The sequence below is a fragment of the Pseudomonas putida genome (assembly GCF_028682635.1).
In the GTDB taxonomy this organism is placed as follows: Bacteria; Pseudomonadota; Gammaproteobacteria; order Pseudomonadales; family Pseudomonadaceae; genus Aquipseudomonas; species Aquipseudomonas putida_AE.
The window spans coordinates 286459-304766 of sequence record NZ_JANHLK010000006.1 but is presented as its reverse complement, the minus strand read 5'-3'; the positions used below and the strand labels follow the sequence as shown (position 1 = coordinate 304766).

Here is an 18308-nt window from a genome sequence, read left to right as displayed (position 1 = left end):
TCGCTGGCAAGCCAGCTCCTACGAGGGTCGCGCAGCTCCCCTCTTCGCCACAACAAGAAGAAGGAACCGTCATGTTCGATATCAGCACGTTCCCTAAAGCCGATGCCGTGCGCCGGGCTGCACAACTGAGTCAGGACGACTATCACCGCCTGTACCGCGAATCCATCGAACACCCCAGCACCTTCTGGGCCGAACAAGCCACCCGCTTCCTCGACTGGAGCACACCGTGGCAAACCGTCCAGCGCTACGACCTGAAGACCGGTGAAGCCCACTGGTTTGCCGGCGCAAAACTGAACGTCAGCTTCAACTGCATTGACCGTCACCTGGCCAAGCGCGGCGATCAAACCGCGATCATCTGGGAAGGCGACGACCCCGCCGAATCCACCCAGATCACTTACAAGAAACTGCACCATTACGTCTGCCGCCTGGCCAACGTGCTCAAAAGTCGTGGCGTGAAGAAAGGCGACCGGGTGTGCATCTACATGCCGATGATCCCCGAAGCGGCCTACGCCATGCTCGCCTGCACACGCATCGGCGCGGTGCATTCGGTGGTGTTCGGCGGGTTCTCGCCGGATTCGCTGCGCGACCGGATCCTCGACGCCGACTGCCGCACAGTGATCACTGCCGATGAAGGCGTGCGCGGCGGCAAATTCGTGCCACTCAAGCACAATGTCGACAAGGCGCTGCAAAGCTGCCCGGATGTCAGCACCGTGGTCGTGGTCGAACGAACCCAGAACCCGGTGAACTGGGTCGAGGGCCGGGACCTCTGGTATCACCAGGCGCTACGCGACGTAGGCGACGACTGCCCGCCTGAGCCGATGGACGCCGAAGACCCGCTGTTCATCCTCTACACCTCCGGCAGCACCGGCAAACCCAAAGGCGTGCTGCACACCACCGGGGGCTACCTGCTGCAAGCGGCCATGACCTTCAAATACGTGCTGGACTACCGCGACGGTGAAGTGTTCTGGTGCACCGCCGACGTCGGCTGGGTCACCGGCCACAGCTACATCGTCTACGGCCCCCTGGCCAATGGCGCCACCACCCTGATCTTCGAAGGCGTGCCGAGCTACCCGAGCACCTCGCGGTTCTGGCAGGTGATCGACAAGCACAAGGTGAACATTTTCTACACCGCCCCTACTGCACTGCGCGCGCTGATGCGCGAAGGCGCAGAACCGTTGAAGGAATCGTCTCGCGCCAGCCTCAGATTGCTCGGCACTGTCGGTGAGCCGATCAACCCGGAAGCCTGGGAGTGGTACTTCAATGTCGTCGGCGAACAGCGCTGCCCGATTGTCGATACCTGGTGGCAGACCGAAACCGGCGGCATCATGCTCAGCCCGCTGGTCAGTGCGCAACGGATCAAACCGGGCTGCGCGACGCAGCCGATGTTCGGCGTACAACCGGTGCTCCTGGACGAGCATGGCAAGGAAATCAAAGGCGCCGGCAGCGGCGTGCTGGCGATCAAATCCAGCTGGCCGGCGCAGATCCGCAGCGTCTATGGCGACCCGCAACGCATGGTCGACACCTACTTCAAGCCCTACCCCGGCTACTACTTCACCGGCGATGGCGCCCGCCGCGACGAAGATGGCGACTACTGGATCACCGGGCGCATCGACGATGTCATCAACGTCTCCGGGCACCGCATCGGCACCGCCGAAGTGGAGAGCGCCCTGGTCCTGCACGACAACATCGCCGAAGCCGCCGTGGTCGGTTACCCGCATGACGTCAAGGGCCAGGGCATCTACGCCTTCGTCACCCCCATGAACGGCGTCGAGCAAAATGAAGAACTGAAAAAAGCCCTGCTCGCCCACGTCAGCAAGGAAATCGGCAGCTTCGCCAAGCCCGACCTGATCCAGTGGGCGCCGGCCTTGCCGAAAACCCGTTCAGGCAAGATCATGCGGCGCATTCTGCGCAAGATCGCCTGCAACGAACTGGACAGCCTGGGCGACACCTCGACCCTGGCCGATCCGAGCGTGGTCCAGGGCCTGATCGACAAGCGCCTGAATCAATAACGTACTGCCGCCTCCTGTAGGAGCTGCCGCAGGCTGCGATCTTTTGACGTTGCTTTCAGGATCAAAAGATCGCAGCCTGCGGCAGCTCCTACAGTCAATCACCGGGACACCATGGAATTCATCCGCAATCGCATCGAAACCCAGATCATGAGCCTGACCGGCCTGTCCCTGGGCAAACTCGACCTGGAAAACCCCAAGGGCGACCCCGGGCTGTTCGGGCCCGACTCGGTGAGCTGGCAAGTCCACGGCGACTTCAGCAGCATGTTGATCGGCGGCATCAGCGCCCTGATGTTGCAGGCCCTGCACCCGCTGGCCCTGGCGGGTGTGTGGGACCATTCGAACTTTCGCGAGGACATGCTCGGTCGCCTGCGTCGCACCGGGCAATTCATTTCCGGCACCACTTTTGGCTCACGACAGGATGCCGACTGGCTGATCGAAAAAGTGCGCACCATCCACCTGCAAGTCACAGGCACCGCACCCGATGGCCGGCCCTATGCCGCCAGCGACCCCGATCTGCTGACCTGGGTGCATGTGGCGGAGGTCAGCAACTTCCTCGCCGCCCATTTGCGTTATCGCAATCCGCACCTGTCCCTGGCCGATCAGGATCGTTATTACGCAGAGATCGCGCTGGTGGCCGAACGCCTGGGCGCCCGTGACGTGCCGCGCTCCCGGCAGGAGATTGCCGCTTATCTTGAGCGCATTCGCCCGCAGCTGCTGTGCGACGAACGCAGTCGGGAAGTGCTGCGATTGCTGTTGAACGCCCCCTCCCCCAGCCGTCTGGCCAAGCCATTCGGCGGTTTGATGATGCAGGCCGGGATCGATCTGCTGCCGGACTGGGCCAGTGACATGCTTGGCGTGCACCAAGGCCCGCTGCAACGCAAATTGATCCGCGCCAGCGTCAACCGCAGTGCGCCGATGCTGCGCTGGGCGGTGCGCAATGGCTCGGTACATCGTGCGAAGAGACGGATGGGTCTGCTGAGCTGAAGCTCGGAGCGGCAAGCTTGAAGCTCGAAGCTTGAAGCTTCAAACTCAGTACCTGCTAAACTCCCGCGCCCAATTCCACCTGCAAGGCGCCCGGCATGTCCTCCTTGAATCAGGCGCTGCGCGCCGCCCTTGAACATCGTCAGGATCTGCTGGCCGAACTGCACAGCCAGGGCACCGACTGCTATCGCCTGTTCCATGGCAGCCAGGAAGGCGCCGGCGGCCTGACCATCGACCGCTACGGCCCGCAACTGATGGTGCAGAGTTTCCACCAGTCGCTCGACCGCGAAGCGTTGCTGCAACTGCACGAAATGGTCAATCAACACTTGGGGTTTGAAACCCTGCTGGTCTACAACGACCGCTCCCGTGGCAACTCGCGCATCGACCGCGAAGACACTGTCTACCGTGCCGACGAAGCCGCGCTGCAAGACCTGGTGGGCCACGAGTGGGGCCTCAATTATCGGGTGCGCGGGCGCCACGCCGGGCAGGACCCGCTGTTGTTCCTCGACCTGCGCAACACCCGTGGCTGGGTCAAGGACCACAGCAAAAACAAAAGCGTACTGAACCTGTTCGCCTACACCTGCGGGGTCGGTCTCAGCGCCGCAGCCGGGGGTGCCAGCGAGGTGTGCAACCTGGACTTCGCCGAAGGCAACCTGGCGGTCGGGCGCGAGAATGGCTTGCTCAACCCGCAATTGTCGACCATGCAATTCATCCAGTCCGACTACTTCCCGGCCATTCGCCAGTTGGCCGGCCTGCCCATCAGCCAGCGTCGCGGGCAGAAACTGCCGAGCTATCAGCGCCTGGAACAGCGACAGTACGACCTGGTGCTGCTCGATCCACCGGCCTGGGCCAAGAGTGCTTTCGGTACCGTCGACCTGCTGCGCGACTATCAGAGCCTGCTCAAGCCGGCAGTCCTGACCACCGCTGACAACGGCGTGCTGATCTGCTGCAACAACCTGGCAAAAGTCAGCATGGACGACTGGCGCGAGCAGGTTTTGCGTTGCGCCGAGAAAGCCGGCCGGCCGGTACGGGAGTGGACGGTGATGAAACCAGGCGGCGATTTCCCGTCGATGGACCAGCAGCCACCCCTGAAAACCCTGATTCTGCAGTTCTGAATGTCGCCGTTGTTTTCCGACAAATCCCGCAGGATGTGAGGACTTCGGAACCGAAATCGCGTGCCATACTCCAAGGCACTCCGATCCAGACAGATGAAGCCGCACATGTACAAAGGATTGATTCGCGCCATCGGCGCCTTGTTGACTGCTCTGGCGCTCTACAGTCTGCTGGGCTTTCTGATTTTGCCGGGCATCGCATTGCGCGTTGCCAACCAACAACTGGCCCACTACGCCACGACGCCCGCCACCCTCCAGCGTATCGAACTCAACCCGTTCAGCCTTGAAGTGACCCTTTGGGGCCTGAACATCGGCGAGCCCGGCAAAGAGCAGGTCGGCTTCGAACGCCTGTACGCCAACCTGCAGCTCGACAGCCTCTGGACCCAGGCGCTGCACCTGTCGGAAATCGAACTGGAAAAATCCAAGACCGAAATCCTCTTCGGCAAGGACGGCAAACTCAATCTGCGCGGGCTGTTCAAACTGCCAGCGAGCGAACCCACGCCGGCCGATCCGAACGCCAAGCCGTTCCCGCTGCGCATAGACCGGATCAAACTGGCGGGCGGCGCCTTGCACTTCAAGGATGAGCGCCCCAGCGAACCGATCGAATTTCTCTACGACAAACTCGACTTCGAACTGAAAAACCTCAGCACCTTGCCCGAAGACAGCGCCGACATGGAACTGGTCGCTATTGGCCCCAACGGTGGCCAGGTCGACTGGACCGGCAACTTCAGCCTCATTCCGTTCGCCTCTGAAGGTAAGCTGAAAATTACCGACGGCAAGATGAAAGCCTTTTGGCCCTATGTCCGCGACGCCGTGCCCCTGGACCTCGAAAGCGGGGTGATGAGCCTCAGTACCGACTACAAACTCAGCCTGGCCAAGCAGACCGAACTGCTGCTGAACAACCTCGCAGTCAGCGTCGCACCCTTCGCGATCAAGGCCCCGGACGGACGGCCGCTGGCGAAGCTCGAGCGTCTGGACATCAGCGAAACCACGGTGGACCTGGCCAAACAGCAAGTGGTGGTCGGCAAGATCCGCAGCCAAAAGCTGGAAACCTGGGCGGCACTGGAAGCCGATGGCCAGCTCGACTGGCAGAAACTGTTCGCCAGCCAACCGTCAAAACCGGCGGCCAAGGCCAACGCCGAACCGCCGAGCACCCCGGCGGCCGCCGATTCGCCGAAACCCGAACCGGCAGAGCCTGGCAAACCCTGGCAAGTGCTGCTCACCGATGTGCAATTGCGCGATTACAAAGTGCATCTGGCGGACCGCAAGGCGCAACCGCCGGTGGAAGTAGAGCTGAGCCCGCTGAATCTCGACTTGCAGAAGTTCGACAGCCTCAATGGCTCGCCCTTCGCCCTCAAGCTCGACACCGGCGTGGGCAAGCAGGGCAAGCTCACGGCCGATGGCGAGGTCAACCTGGCGCCTGTCAGCGCCAGGCTCAACGTACAGACCAAGGACATTGACCTGCGTGTCGCCCAGTCCTACATCAGCCCGTTCATTCGCCTGGAGCTGCGCAGCGGCATGCTCGGCAGCGACCTGGCGGTCAACCTGAAAAGCACCGAGCCTCTGGCCCTCAGCGTCACCGGCCGCGCTCAGGTCGATCAGCTGCACACCCTCGACACCCTGAAAACCCGGGACTTTCTCAAGTGGCAGCAGTTGGTGGTCGAAGGCCTGAACTACCAACATGGCGACAGCCTGTCGATCGACAAGATCAACCTGCTGCAACCCTATGCACGCTTCATGATCAACGATGACCGCACCACCAACATCGATGACCTGCTGATTCCGCAACCGCCCGACGCAGGGGCAAAGCCTGCCGCGGCCAAACCCGTCGCCAGCAAGGACAAGCCCCTGGGCATCCATATCGGCGGCATTGCCATCAACGACGGTTCGGCGAACTTCGCCGACTTCAGCCTGACCCCGAACTTCGCCACCGCCATCCAGCAGCTCAACGGTTCGATCGGCACCATCGACAGCCGCCAGGCGAAACCGGCCACTGTCGATATCAAGGGCAAGGTCGACCGCTACGCACCGGTGACCATCAAGGGCGCGGTCAACCCGTTCGACCCGATGGCCAGCCTCGACATCGCCACCAGCTTCAAACGCGTGGAACTGACCACGCTGACCCCCTACTCCGGCAAGTTCGCCGGTTATCGCATCCGCAAAGGCCGACTCAACCTCGACCTGCATTACGTGATCACCAAAGGCCAGCTCAAGGCTGAAAACAAGGTAGTGGTCGAGCAGTTGCAACTGGGCGAAAAAGTCGACAGCCCGGATGCCGTGAGCCTGCCGCTGAAACTGGCGATCGCCCTGCTCAAGGACGTCGACGGCAAGATTTCCATCGAACTGCCGGTGACCGGCGACCTCAACAATCCGCAGTTCAGCGTGATGCCGATTGTCTGGCAAACCCTGCGCAACCTGATCGTCAAGGCTGCCGCCGCGCCGTTCAAACTCATTGGTGGCCTGGTGGCCGGTGGTGGCTCGGAGGACCTGGGTACCGTGTCATTCGCGCCGGGCTCGAGCGACCTGAGCAAGGACGCCGAAGCGGCCCTGGTCAAACTGTCCCAGGCCCTCAAGGAACGCCCGACCTTGCGCCTGGAAATCGAAGGCACCGCTGCCAAGAGCAGTGATGGCCCGCTGCTCGCCGAGCAACGCCTGGAACGGGAATATCAGTACAACTACTACAAAATGCTCCAGCGCCGCGGCGACAAGGTGCCGGCGAAGGCGAATCTGGTTGAGGTACCGGACAGCGAGAAAGGTCCGCTGCTCGAAGGGATCTACCGCACGCGCCTGAAGGTCCAGCCGCCCGCCGAATGGAAAGACCTGGGCAAGGAAGAACGCACGGCGAAAATGCGAGCGGACGTGATCCAGTTCTGGAGCTCCAGCGAAGTGCTGTTGCGTGAGCTGGGCCAGGAACGCGCCAGCAGCATCAAGGATTATCTGGTCGACAAGGGTCAGCTCGCGGACGACCGGGTGTACTTCATCGACGCCCAGTTGGGCGAAGCGGAAAAGGACGGCAAGGTCGTCACCCCAATGCACCTGGACGCCGAGTGATGGGCAAACACTGCATTTAAACAACGCACATACCACTGTGGGAGCCAGCCTGCTGGCGATAGAGGGGTGACAGTCAACATAGGTGTTGAATGTTACATCGCTATCGCCAGCAGGCTAGCTCCCACAGTTGTTTTGCCTGGACTGAAATAGAACAGGCCCCGACACGAATGCCAGGGACTGGATGCACCAAGACGCCGAGTAATAGACAAACACTGCAATTGAACACCACACATCCCAATGTGGGAGCCAGCCTGCTGGCGATAGCGGTGTGACAGTCAACATAGGTGTTGAATGTTACATCGCTATCGCCAGCAGGCTAGCTCCCACAGTTGTTTTGCCTGGTCCTAAATAGAACAGGCTCCGACACGAATGCCAGGGACTGGATAATGGACGCCGAGTGATAGACAAACGCTGCAATTGAACACTACACATCCCAATGTGGGAGCCAGCCTGCTGGCGATAGCGCTGTAACAGTCAACATAGGCGTTGAATGTCACACCGCTATCACCAGCAGGCTAGCTCCCACAGCTGTTTTGCCTGGTCCTAAATAGAACAGGCCCCGACACGAATGCCGGGGCCTGGATGCTGGATGCTGGATGCCGAGTGATAGACAAACGCTGCAATTGAACACCACACATCCCAATGTGGGAGCCAGCCTGCTGGCGATAGCGGTGTGACAGTCAACATAGGTGTTGAATGTTACATCGCTATCGCCAGCAGGGTAGCTCCCACAGTTGTTTTGCCTGGTCCTAAATAGAACAGGCCACGACACGAATGCCGGGGCCTGTAATGGCCACATCCCTGTGGCCGGTCGCATGAACTTCTCAGTTGCGGCAGACGTATGACTCGGCCCGCCTACCGCGCCTTCTCCCAGTCCAGGCGAGAAGTCTTGCCTTACTCGGCTTTCAGGCCGTCAGCGGAGACCGCCTTGACGCCTTTGATTTTCTTGGTGATAGCCACTGCGGTGGTTTTCTGGGCATCCGTTACCGCAACGGTGGACGACAGAGACACAACACCTTTATTGGTTTCCACTTTGATGTCGGTGCCGGGAATGCCTTTTTCGGTGACCAGGTCCGATTTGACTTTGGTAGTGATCCAGGTATCGGAAACATCCTCTTTCGCTTCGGTGACTTCACCGGCGGCCAGCATCATGGGTGCTTGTGTGGCCTGAGTCTGGGCAAATGCAGCGTTGGCCATGGTCAGGGTCAGCGCGGTAGCAGTAGCGGCAGCGATAGCGAACTTCTTCATACGAGTAACTCCTGTTTTTCTGGAAAATCTGCTGATTGTCTTTTCAGCAGGCTTACCGGAGATATTGCGAACGCTGTGCCAACTTTGAAACAGATGCAAATACCATATAAATCAACAACTTATAAAATCAGCGATTTCTCGAAATCATGCAAAATGCATGAGTTGGAAATTCTCTACATGCAAGTTGCGGGTTTTGAGTAAGGCCTAAGGCCATGAATTGTCGGAAGTTTTCTCAAATACTCGATAAGTCCTGAACGTCGAACAAAAAATACCCCGCACAGGCGGGGTATCAGGCAATAAATGAATGGATCAGGCTTTCGGGGCAACCCCCGTGCAGCCTTTCGGCGCGTACTCCTGGTCGACGGTGGTGGCACAGGTCCAGCCTGCCACCGTACGCGAAAGGGTGATGGTTTTATTCAGCACCTGAGCCGGCGCGTTAAGGATCGTGCAACCGATAGTCCCGGAACCATCAGTGGCTTTACCGCTGGCCGAGGTCGTGCAGTTGGACGTTAATGCAGCGCCGCCGACATTGGACAAATCAGGGTCGTCGCCTTGATTGATCACATCCTCGAACGCCACCTTCAACGCCGATATCTCGGCCAGCCCCGCCGTCACCTTGGCCCGCGCCTGGTACTTGGAGTAAGCCGGTATCGCAAACGTCGCCAGAATCCCGATGATCGCCACCACGATCAGCAGCTCGATCAGGGTAAAACCTTTTTGATTGTTCAAGGACAGCCTCCATGCATGAGTCGAAATCTCATGATCTGCACCTGCAGCAGCACAGCCCATGCCAAGCCCGGCGCGCCCTGTTCTCGGGGGTGCGCGATCGCGACGAGGCACCTTCCCACCCCCAGGAACCGCACTATCTGACACTTTTCGTCACCTCGACAGCGCTGTTTGGTTCCACCGATTGACTAGGCTATAAGTCGTTTCCCGAGGAACGCATCGGCACATTCACGATCTATGAGCCGGTCGGCTTGCGATCAACGCATCGGCGGTTACAAAGGGCTGAACATGGCAGTCAAGGCAGCAAGCACCAGCGTGTACAGCTGGGAAGGCACAGACAGGAAAGGCGCGAAGGTGACGGGCGAGCTGAGCGGCCAGAACCCGGCACTGATCAAGGCGCAATTGCGCAAGCAAGGCATCAATCCCGGCAAGGTGCGCAGGAAATCCACGTCGATGTTCAAGCTGGGCAAACGCATCACGCCCCAGGACATTGCCCTTTTTACCCGGCAGATGGCGACCATGATGAAAGCCGGCGTGCCGTTGTTGCATTCCTTCGACATCATCGGTGAAGGCTTCGACAACCCGGCCATGCGCAAGCTGATCGACGAGGTGAAACAGGACGTGGCGGCAGGCAACAGCTTCGCCACGGCCCTGCGCAAGAAGCCGCAATACTTCGATGAGTTGTACTGCAACCTGGTGGACGCCGGGGAACAGGCCGGCGCGCTGGACACCCTGCTGGAACGGGTGGCGACCTACAAGGAAAAAAGCGAAAGCCTCAAGGCGAAGATCAAGAAAGCCATGACCTACCCGCTGATCGTCGTGTGCGTGGCGATCATTGTGACCGCTATCCTGCTGATCAACGTGGTGCCGCAGTTCGAGTCGGTATTCAAGGGTTTTGGCGCTGAACTGCCGGCCTTCACCCTGATGGTCATCGACCTGTCGCAATGGCTGCAGGCGTGGTGGTGGATGCTGCTGGGCGCACTCAGCGCGGGCGCTTTCACTGTGCGTCACGCGCTGAAAACCTCGCAGGGTTTTCGCGATCGCAAGGACACCTGGCTGCTGAAACTGCCGCTGGCGGGTACCTTGATGTACAAGTCCGCCGTGGCGCGTTTCGCCCGCACGCTGTCGACCACCTTCGCTGCCGGAGTGCCGCTGGTGGAAGCCCTGGAGTCGGTGGCCGGCGCCACCGGCAACATCGTGTTCAAACGCGCGGTGCTGCGCATCCGGCAGGACGTTGCGACGGGCATGCAGCTGAATTTCTCCATGCGTACGACCGGCGTGTTTCCCAACATGGCCATTCAGATGACAGCCATTGGCGAGGAGTCTGGCGCACTGGACGACATGCTCGACAAGGTCGCCGGTTTCTACGAGGACGAGGTCGATAATCTGGTCGACAATCTCACCAGCCTGATGGAACCGTTCATCATGGTGGTGCTGGGTGTTATTGTCGGCGGCCTGGTGGTTGCAATGTACCTGCCCATCTTCCAACTCGGCTCAGCGATCTGACATGCCCTTGAACGAAATCCTGATCCACTTCCCGCTGGCTTTCGTCGTCATCGCCGGGGTAGTCGGCCTGCTGGTTGGCAGCTTCCTCAACGTACTGGTCTGGCGCCTGCCGAAAATGCTCGAACGCGAGTGGCGCGTGCAGGCCCACGACATCCTCGGCCTGCCCGGCGAAACGCCGCTGTCGACCTTCAATCTGATGCTGCCCCACTCCCAGTGCCCACACTGCGGTCACCGGATTCGCGCCTGGGAAAACATTCCGGTATTGAGCTTTCTGTTCCTGCGCGGGCGCTGTTCGGCCTGTGCGACGCCGATCAGCAAACGTTATCCTTTGACCGAACTGGCCTGCGCGCTGCTGTCGGCGTTCATTGCCTGGCACTTCGGGTTCGGCTGGCAAGCCGGCATGGCGATGCTCCTGACCTGGGGCCTGCTGGCCATGAGCCTGATCGACGCCGAGCATCAACTCCTGCCGGATGTGCTGGTGCTGCCGCTGATGTGGCTCGGGCTGATCGTCAACAGCCTCGAGCTGTTCGTGTCATTGCCCGAGGCGTTGTGGGGCGCCATTGCCGGCTACATGACGCTGTGGACGGTGTTCTGGGTGTTCAAGCTGATCACCGGCAAGGATGGCATGGGTCATGGCGACTTCAAGCTGCTGGCGATGTTTGGCGCCTGGGGCGGTTGGCAGATCCTGCCGCTGACGATCGTCCTGTCGTCCGTGGTGGGCGCGATCATCGGCGTGATTTACCTGCGCCTGCGCAAGGCGCAAACATCGACGCCAATCCCTTTCGGCCCCTATCTGGCCATTGCCGGCTGGATTGCCTTGCTCTGGGGTGGTCAAATAACCGACTTCTATTGGCAGTTTGTCGGTCTGAAATGAATACCCCTGTGGAAAAACCCTGGATTCTCGGCTTGACCGGCGGCATCGGCAGCGGCAAAAGCGCGGCGGCCCAACACTTCATCGACCTGGGCGTGCACGCGGTCGATGCCGACCATGCCGCTCGCTGGGTGGTGGAGCCCGGTCGACCGGCGCTGGCGAAGATTGCCGAACACTTCGGTCCCGGCGTGTTACAAGACGACGGACAACTGGACCGCGCCGCGTTGCGCAAACTGATCTTCGAAGTACCGGAGCAACGCCTCTGGCTCGAAGCCTTGTTGCATCCGCTGATCGCCGAAGAGATTGCCCATCACCTGGCGCTGGCAAAATCACCTTACGCGATCCTGGTTTCGCCGCTGTTGATCGAGTCTGGCCAGTACGCCATGACCCAGCGGGTGCTGGTGATCGATGCCCCCGAACAGTTGCAGATCGAACGCACCCTGCGGCGTGACCAGACCAGCGAACAGCAGGTCCAGGCGATTCTCAAGGCCCAGTCCAGCCGCCAGGATCGCGTAAGCCATGCCGACGACGTGGTGGTCAACGACCGCGACCTCGCCTGGCTGCACAGCGAGGTCGAACGCCTGCATCACTTTTACCTTACTTTGCGTGGAGGCCAGTCATGAGCCAGATCCCAACCGTCGAATGCCCAACCTGTGGTGCCCCTGTCGAATGGAGCCCCGAGAGCAAGTTCCGGCCGTTCTGTTCCGACCGTTGCAAATTGATCGACCTGGGCGCCTGGGCGTCGGAAGAGCACAAGATTCCGGTGGCCCCGGATGCCGAGGACGAGCTGTTCAGCGGCGATTTCGACCCGCGTCACTGATTCCGCGCATCGCAGGGCCTGACTCGCGGCAGAAATCGACGAGATGAACCAGGCCCTGATGTCGCCCCGGGGTATTGACACCCAAAATCCATCATGCTAGCGAGTGCTATACTTCTTTCAAATTGCACGACGTGTGCAACGTTCCCCACGGGTACAGGCTGCAGGACAGAGGAGGTCCAGAGCAAACACGAGATGGGAGGTGTGGCATGAATCGGCACTATTACATCAGTGACAACCTCAACGATCTTGAAACCGTTGAAAATGAGCTGGAAGCCAGCGGCATCAATTCCGAACAAATTCATGTGCTCAGTGAAAAGATTGCCGATGTTGAAGAACATCACCTCCACGAGATCAGCTCGTTGATGGAACAGGATACCGTTCACTCCGGGGAGATTGGTGCGCTGGTCGGTGTGCCACTCGCAGCACTGGTCCTGGGTGGCGCCTGGTGGATGGGCTGGACTGAATCCGCCGCAGGCTGGATGCCGTTTGTCTTCCTGGCCATTGTCATTTTGGGCTTCAGCATCTGGGAAGGCGGTTTTTTTGGGTTCCAGGTGCCGAACACCCACTTCCGCAATTTCAAGCAGGCGGTGCAAGAAGGCAAACATATTTTCTTTGTGGATGTCGAGCCGAATCAGGAACCGCTATTGGACCAGGTCATCGGCCATCATCCCAATCTGACGATCGCCGGCACGGGAGCGGCAGCTCCCCACTGGACAGTCGCCTGGCAGCACAAATGGCATCAGTTCAAGCGAGTGATATCAGGTTAGCGCCTGGAGACTGAGGGCCATCCGACAGCGGTTCATTGGCCAAAGAAAATGACCCGGCTGAGGAAAACATAGTCCGCCTCGGTGGCCATCAGTCCGATCAGCACCAACAAACACAGGGGCGGAACCAATATGGCGTAGACCATGGCTAACCGTTCCCAGGCCAGATGCATGAAGATGGAGACAATCAAGCCTGCCTTCAGCAACATGAACGTGATAATCAGCGACCACCTGAGGTAGCCGTGGAATTTGAAATAGTCGACCAGGTACGACAGGGTACTGAGGAGGAATAACAGTCCCCAGATCTTGAGATACAGGCTGATCGGATGTTGCTGACCCTGAGCATGTGCCATCACCCGCGCTCCTCTACCACAAATAGAAGAAAGCAAAAATAAACACCCACACCAAATCCACGAAGTGCCAATAAAGCCCGGCTATCTCGACGTTCTGATAGTTTCCGGAGCGCTCATAGTCTCCCCGCCATACTTTCATCGCCACAATGCTCAGATAAATCGCGCCGATTGACACATGAAGGCCGTGGAAACCGGTAATCATGAAAAAGCTGGCACCAAATTGCGCCGCCCCCATGGGGTTCCCCCAGGGACGCACCCCCTCTGAGATGAGCTTGCTCCATTCAAAGGCCTGCATGCCGACGAAGGTCACACCCAAGGCAGCCGTCGCCAGCATCAGTGCTGTGGTTTTCGCGCGATCGCGGCGATAGGCGTAATTGACAGCCATGGCCATCGTGCCGCTGCTACTGATCAGCACAAAAGTCATGATGGCGATCAGAATCAGCGGGATTTCCTTACCGCCGATCGTCAATGCAAACACTTCGCTGGGATTTGGCCAGAGGTCGGTGATGGTCATGCGTACCGACATGTAGCCGGTGAGAAAACAGGTGAATACAAACGTATCGCTGAGCAGGAATATCCACATCATTGCCTTGCCCCAAGGCACCTGCTTGAACGCCTCTCTATCGGAGGACCAGTCGCTGGCGATGCCCTCCCATCCCGGTGCAGGCGGCGAGCCTGGTGGATTGGATGAGCCGGAGCCGGCTGGGGCTTGTGGATGCGATGCCATGGTTTTTCACCTCAGGCCGCAGAGCCTGGCGATGGCTTCATAGGTTTCTGGCGTGCTGGTCAGCAGCGCGAATAGCACGAACCAAAGACCCAACAGGTAATGCCAATAAATGGCACAGAGCTCTACGCTGGCGCGCAGTTGCGGCAACGGCACGCGATGCAGGAATTTAGCGACGATCATGCCCCAGGCTATCAATCCGCCCAGCAGGTGAAGCCCATGAAGGCCGGTCAACAGGTAGAAGAAACTGTTGGCCAGATTGCTGGCGACAAAGTAGCCCCAGGCGACAAACTGCTGCCAGACCCAGAGTTGTCCCGCCAGAAAGGCAATGGCAAACACGCCCGCCACGACGAAACCGATAACCGTGGCGTCCAGTCGAACCTGTCGGGCCGCCATACGCGACCACTGCAGTGCGATGCAACTGAACACTAGAAACGCCGAATTCAGCCAGAGTTGCCATGGATTGGCCAGCGGCGCCAGGGGCTCTGTCAGGGGTAGCCAGTCGACCATCTGGGAGCGGGCGATAAAGGCGATCAGGAAGAGAAAGAATAACGAGCTGACCACGGCCAGAAACAAGCGCAGGCCTGTTTTTGCGATTCGGCTTCTATCGGCACCCTCGGCCTGAATACCTTCAGGATCGCGATTCCAACCGCCTGCAGGGTCACCGTCATCCGCGTTTCTCAATAGCAATCTGTTCATGGTTTAACGTCCGCTATTCGGGTTCCGGCACTGAGTTGGCGCATTTGCTCCAACTCCTCGGCAGACACCGTTTGCGCAACGAAATCCTGTTCTATGCCCGGCACACTGTAGTCATAGGCCCAGCGATGCACGACCGGCAACTTCTCTCCCCAGTTACCGTGTTTCGGTGGAGTGTTCGGTGTTTGCCATTCCAGGCTGGCCGCGCCCCAGGGGTTACCGCCTGCGGGTTTGCCTTTGAATACACTCCAGGCCAGGTTGAACAGGAACAGCAGCTGGGAAACACCGACAGTCAATGCGACCACCGTAATGAAGGCATTCAACTCTTGCGCCGACTGTGGAATGAACGCGTAGTTGTCGTAGGCGTAGTAGCGGCGAGGCATGCCCTGGAAGCCCAGATAGTGCATGGGGAAGAAGATGGCGTAGGTGCCCAGGAAGGTAATCCAGAAGTGCAGCTTGCCCAGGGTGTCGTTCAACATGCGCCCGGTCACTTTCGGGAACCAATGATAAATGCCGCCGAACACCACCAGGACCGGTGCGACGCCCATGACCATATGAAAATGGGCGACGACGAAATAGGTGTCCGAGAGCGGAATATCCACAATCACATTGCCGAGAAACAGCCCGGTCAGACCGCCCACCAGGAAGGTGACGATAAAGGCCAGGGCAAACAGCATCGGCACGGTCAGATGGATGTCGCCCTGCCACAGGGTCAGGACCCAGTTGTAGACTTTCAGAGCGGTTGGCACCGCGATGATCAAGGTGGTGACGGCGAAGAAAAAACCGAAATACGGGTTCATTCCGCTGACATACATATGATGCGCCCAGACCACAAAGCTCAGTACGCCAATCGCAATAATGGCCCACACCATCATGCGGTAGCCAAAGATGTTTTTACGCGCATGCGTACTGATCAGGTCGGAGACCAGGCCAAATGCAGGGAGCGCAACGATATAGACTTCCGGGTGGCCAAAGAACCAGAACAGGTGCTGGAACAATATCGGGCTGCCACCCTGGTGATCGAGCTGCTGTCCCAGCGAGATCATCGCCGGCATGAAAAAACTGGTGCCCAACAATTTGTCGAACAGCATCATGACCGCACTGACAAATAACGCCGGGAAAGCCAGCAAGGCCATGATCGAGGCCATGAAGATGCCCCATACCGAGAGCGGCATGCGAAACAACGTCATGCCGTGGGTACGCGCCTGCAACACCGTGGTGACGTAGTTCAATCCGCCCATGGTGGCGGCGACAATGAAAATCGCCAGCGAGACGAGCATCAGCACAATGCCCCACTCGACCCCAGGCGTCCCCTGGGTAATGGACTGTGGCGGATAGAGCGTCCAGCCCGAACCGGTGGGGCCGCCGGGGACAAAAAAACCGGCGAGCAACACCAGTACCGCGAGCAGATAGAACCAGTAACTCAGCATGTTGACATAGGGGAAGACCATGTCGCGTGCGCCCACCATCAGTGGGATCAGGTAATTGCCGAAGCCCCCCAGAAACAAGGCCGTCAGCAAGTAAATGACCATGATCATGCCGTGCATGGTCATCGCCTGATAGTAAGCACTGGCGTCCATGAACGCCAAACTGCCGGGGAAGCCTATCTGTATGCGCATCAAGCCAGACAACACCACGGCGATAACCCCCACGAACAACGCCGTCAGGGAGTATTGAATGGCGATGACCTTGTGGTCCTGGCTCCAGATGTATCTGGTCAGGAAACTCTTGGGCTCGTGCAGTGCCTCTGTTTCGGCTTGCTCCGCATAGGCCATCACGTCATCCTCCTGCCGAAGTTTGCGTGTATTTCTGGCTGCTTTACGGCGACTTCCCTGGCTCAGCCTTGTTCGCGTCAGCGTCGGCATTCGCTTTTGATTTGATGAAAGCGATCAGCGCGTTCAAGTCCTGATCACTCGGGGTAAAGGCCGGCATGACGGCTGCATAGCCTTTGACGATTTTGGCACCGGGATTGAGGATCGAATCCTTTATATAGCCCTCGTCTGCCTTGATACTCGTACCGTCGGCAAGGGTTACGGGCTCGTTATACAGGCCCTGCCAGCTCGGGCCGATACCCTTGCTGCCATCGACACTGTGGCAGGCCAGACAGCCTAGCGACCCGGCTAGCCGCTGTCCTTGCGTCGCCAAGTCGTCACCTCTGTCCAGCGCTTCGCTGGCAGAAGGTTCTTGCGACGCAGCACCCAGTGATTTGATCAGGGCGACGAGCGCACCCAGTTCATCGTCATTGAGAGTATAGGCCACCATGACCGGCGGGTAGCCTTGTACCAGACGGGCCTGCGGTTCGAGGATCGATTGTTTCAGGTAGGCCTCATCGACCTGAACGCTGGTGCCATCGGCAAGCTGTTCGGTGCGGCCGTACAGGTTCTTCCATCCCGGCCCGAGGCTGGTACTGCCATCCTGGCTGTGGCAGGCACCGCAGCCGTATTGTTCGACCAACTGACGACCTTTTTCCAGTACGCTGTCATGACCGGGTTTGGCGGCTGTGGCTAATGTCTGGGCAAAAGTCGGCTGGCTGCTGAGCCATTGATCGAAGGCACCCTGCTCCTCCACGATCATCTGGCCGCGCATGTTGTAATGACCTACGCCACAAAATTCAGCGCAAAGGACTTCATATTTCCCGGTTTTAGTCGGCGTAAACCAGAAGTACGACACCATCCCCGGCACCATATCCATCTTGCTGCGAATTTGCGGTATATAAAAATTGTGCAATACATCTTTAGAGCGCAGTAAAACTTTTACCGGTCGATCCAGCGGAAGTCTGACTTCGTTACTTTTTATTAGCACATCGTCCTGGCCGGCGGGATCCTTGGGATCAACGCCAAACGGGTTGACGGAATCAACTAACTTAATTTCAGACTTGCCCAGTTTCCCGTCCTGGCCCGGAAAACGAAAGGCCCACTGCCACTGCTGGGCGACCACTTCAAGTTCATAAGCATTTTTTGGTACCCGGATGAAATCGTTGTAAACAACCAGGCCTGGCGCCAACATCGCGGCAATACCTATCGAGGTAACGACAATCAACCAGAATTCCAACCTCTTGCTTTCCGGCTGGTAGTGGGCCTTGGCCCCCTCTTTATGACGATAACGCATCACGGCTACCGCCATGAATAGCGTAATGGCGATGAAAAAGATTCCGCTAATGATCAGGGTGATAAACAGAGTGGTGTCTATTGATCCCCAGTTGGAAGCTGCCGGTGTTGCATGCCAAGGCGCTAGTACATGGAATAGCACTGATCCAATAACGATGAGTACCAGGACAATTGCTATTGCCATTTCTCTTCATCCTATTCCTGTTGCTCATTGGTTATGCGCAAGCATCGCCACTGACGTCCAGGCAGGGCAGACAAGTACCACCCATCCGGGTGGCAAAGTCAGTTAAAAGTATAGTGCCATCGGGTTGTGCCGTGAGGTTGGCAAGCGAGTCCCGGT

The 18308-nt window shown here is 58.8% G+C and carries 17 protein-coding genes; 10 read left to right on the top strand and 7 right to left on the bottom strand.

Annotated features, from left to right (window positions below; genetic code table 11):
• Nucleotides 1–71 precede the first annotated feature (71 nt).
• From acs to NPS56_RS10690, 4 genes are all read left to right on the top strand, one after another.
• On the top strand, nucleotides 72–2009 hold the full coding sequence (gene acs / locus NPS56_RS10705; protein ID WP_274074577.1) for an acetate--CoA ligase: 1938 nt from the start codon (nucleotides 72–74) through the stop codon (nucleotides 2007–2009).
• 111 nt (nucleotides 2010–2120) lie between these two features.
• Complete coding sequence (locus tag NPS56_RS10700) at nucleotides 2121–2993, top strand: oxygenase MpaB family protein (RefSeq protein WP_274074576.1); 873 nt, start codon at nucleotides 2121–2123, stop codon at nucleotides 2991–2993.
• Nucleotides 2994–3088: 95 nt separating this feature from the next.
• Nucleotides 3089–4105 (top strand): class I SAM-dependent rRNA methyltransferase, encoded by a 1017-nt coding sequence (locus NPS56_RS10695; RefSeq protein ID WP_274074575.1) that lies wholly within the window; start codon nucleotides 3089–3091, stop codon nucleotides 4103–4105.
• Between the two features lie 93 nt (nucleotides 4106–4198).
• Complete coding sequence (locus NPS56_RS10690) at nucleotides 4199–7153, top strand: DUF748 domain-containing protein (RefSeq protein WP_274074574.1); 2955 nt, start codon at nucleotides 4199–4201, stop codon at nucleotides 7151–7153.
• An 894-nt stretch (nucleotides 7154–8047) separates the two neighbouring features.
• Here NPS56_RS10690 and NPS56_RS10685 read toward each other — a convergent pair.
• Together NPS56_RS10685 and NPS56_RS10680 are read right to left on the bottom strand one after the other, a co-directional pair.
• The gene (locus NPS56_RS10685; RefSeq protein WP_274074573.1) at nucleotides 8048–8401 is read right to left on the bottom strand and encodes a BON domain-containing protein; all 354 of its coding nucleotides are present in this window, start codon (nucleotides 8399–8401) and stop codon (nucleotides 8048–8050) included.
• Nucleotides 8402–8710: 309 nt separating this feature from the next.
• On the bottom strand, nucleotides 8711–9130 hold the full coding sequence (locus tag NPS56_RS10680) for a pilin (protein WP_274074572.1): 420 nt from the start codon (nucleotides 9128–9130) through the stop codon (nucleotides 8711–8713).
• Nucleotides 9131–9141: 11 nt separating this feature from the next.
• On the opposite strand from NPS56_RS10680, the gene NPS56_RS10675 reads away from it, so the two are divergent.
• From NPS56_RS10675 to NPS56_RS10650, 6 genes are all read left to right on the top strand, one after another.
• A complete protein-coding gene (locus tag NPS56_RS10675) occupies nucleotides 9142–9315 on the top strand; it encodes a hypothetical protein (protein WP_274074571.1) in 174 nt (57 codons plus the stop codon).
• A gap of 100 nt (nucleotides 9316–9415) precedes the next feature.
• Entirely contained in the window at nucleotides 9416–10633 is a 1218-nt protein-coding gene (locus tag NPS56_RS10670) for a type II secretion system F family protein (RefSeq protein ID WP_274074570.1), read from the top strand.
• A 1-nt stretch (nucleotide 10634) separates the two neighbouring features.
• Nucleotides 10635–11507, top strand: coding sequence for a prepilin peptidase (locus tag NPS56_RS10665; RefSeq protein ID WP_274074569.1), 873 nt, complete (start codon nucleotides 10635–10637; stop codon nucleotides 11505–11507).
• The gene (gene coaE / locus NPS56_RS10660) at nucleotides 11504–12127 is read left to right on the top strand and encodes a dephospho-CoA kinase (protein ID WP_274074568.1); all 624 of its coding nucleotides are present in this window, start codon (nucleotides 11504–11506) and stop codon (nucleotides 12125–12127) included. Before NPS56_RS10665 ends, coaE begins: the two co-directional genes overlap by 4 nt.
• Nucleotides 12124–12324 carry a DNA gyrase inhibitor YacG gene (gene yacG, locus NPS56_RS10655; protein WP_060543361.1) on the top strand — a complete coding sequence of 67 codons (201 nt, stop codon included), beginning with the start codon at nucleotides 12124–12126 and terminating at the stop codon, nucleotides 12322–12324. Before coaE ends, yacG begins: the two co-directional genes overlap by 4 nt.
• Nucleotides 12325–12530: 206 nt before the next feature.
• Nucleotides 12531–13091 (top strand): magnesium transporter, encoded by a 561-nt coding sequence (locus NPS56_RS10650; protein WP_274074567.1) that lies wholly within the window; start codon nucleotides 12531–12533, stop codon nucleotides 13089–13091.
• Between the two features lie 32 nt (nucleotides 13092–13123).
• On the opposite strand, the gene NPS56_RS10645 is transcribed toward NPS56_RS10650, so the two are convergent.
• From NPS56_RS10645 to NPS56_RS10625, 5 genes are read right to left on the bottom strand one after another with little or no spacing between them, the layout of a single operon-like run.
• A complete protein-coding gene (locus tag NPS56_RS10645; RefSeq protein WP_274074566.1) occupies nucleotides 13124–13441 on the bottom strand; it encodes a cytochrome C oxidase subunit IV family protein in 318 nt (105 codons plus the stop codon).
• Between the two features lie 13 nt (nucleotides 13442–13454).
• Nucleotides 13455–14168: a heme-copper oxidase subunit III family protein gene (locus NPS56_RS10640; RefSeq protein ID WP_274074565.1), complete on the bottom strand. Its 714-nt coding sequence runs from the start codon at nucleotides 14166–14168 to the stop codon at nucleotides 13455–13457.
• Between the two features lie 6 nt (nucleotides 14169–14174).
• Nucleotides 14175–14864: a cytochrome c oxidase subunit 3 gene (locus NPS56_RS10635; RefSeq protein WP_274074564.1), complete on the bottom strand. Its 690-nt coding sequence runs from the start codon at nucleotides 14862–14864 to the stop codon at nucleotides 14175–14177.
• Nucleotides 14861–16636: a cytochrome c oxidase subunit I gene (ctaD, locus tag NPS56_RS10630; protein ID WP_274074608.1), complete on the bottom strand. Its 1776-nt coding sequence runs from the start codon at nucleotides 16634–16636 to the stop codon at nucleotides 14861–14863. Before ctaD ends, NPS56_RS10635 begins: the two co-directional genes overlap by 4 nt.
• Nucleotides 16637–16679: 43 nt before the next feature.
• Nucleotides 16680–18152: a c-type cytochrome gene (locus NPS56_RS10625; RefSeq protein ID WP_274074563.1), complete on the bottom strand. Its 1473-nt coding sequence runs from the start codon at nucleotides 18150–18152 to the stop codon at nucleotides 16680–16682.
• Between the last annotated feature and the right edge of the window lie 156 nt (nucleotides 18153–18308).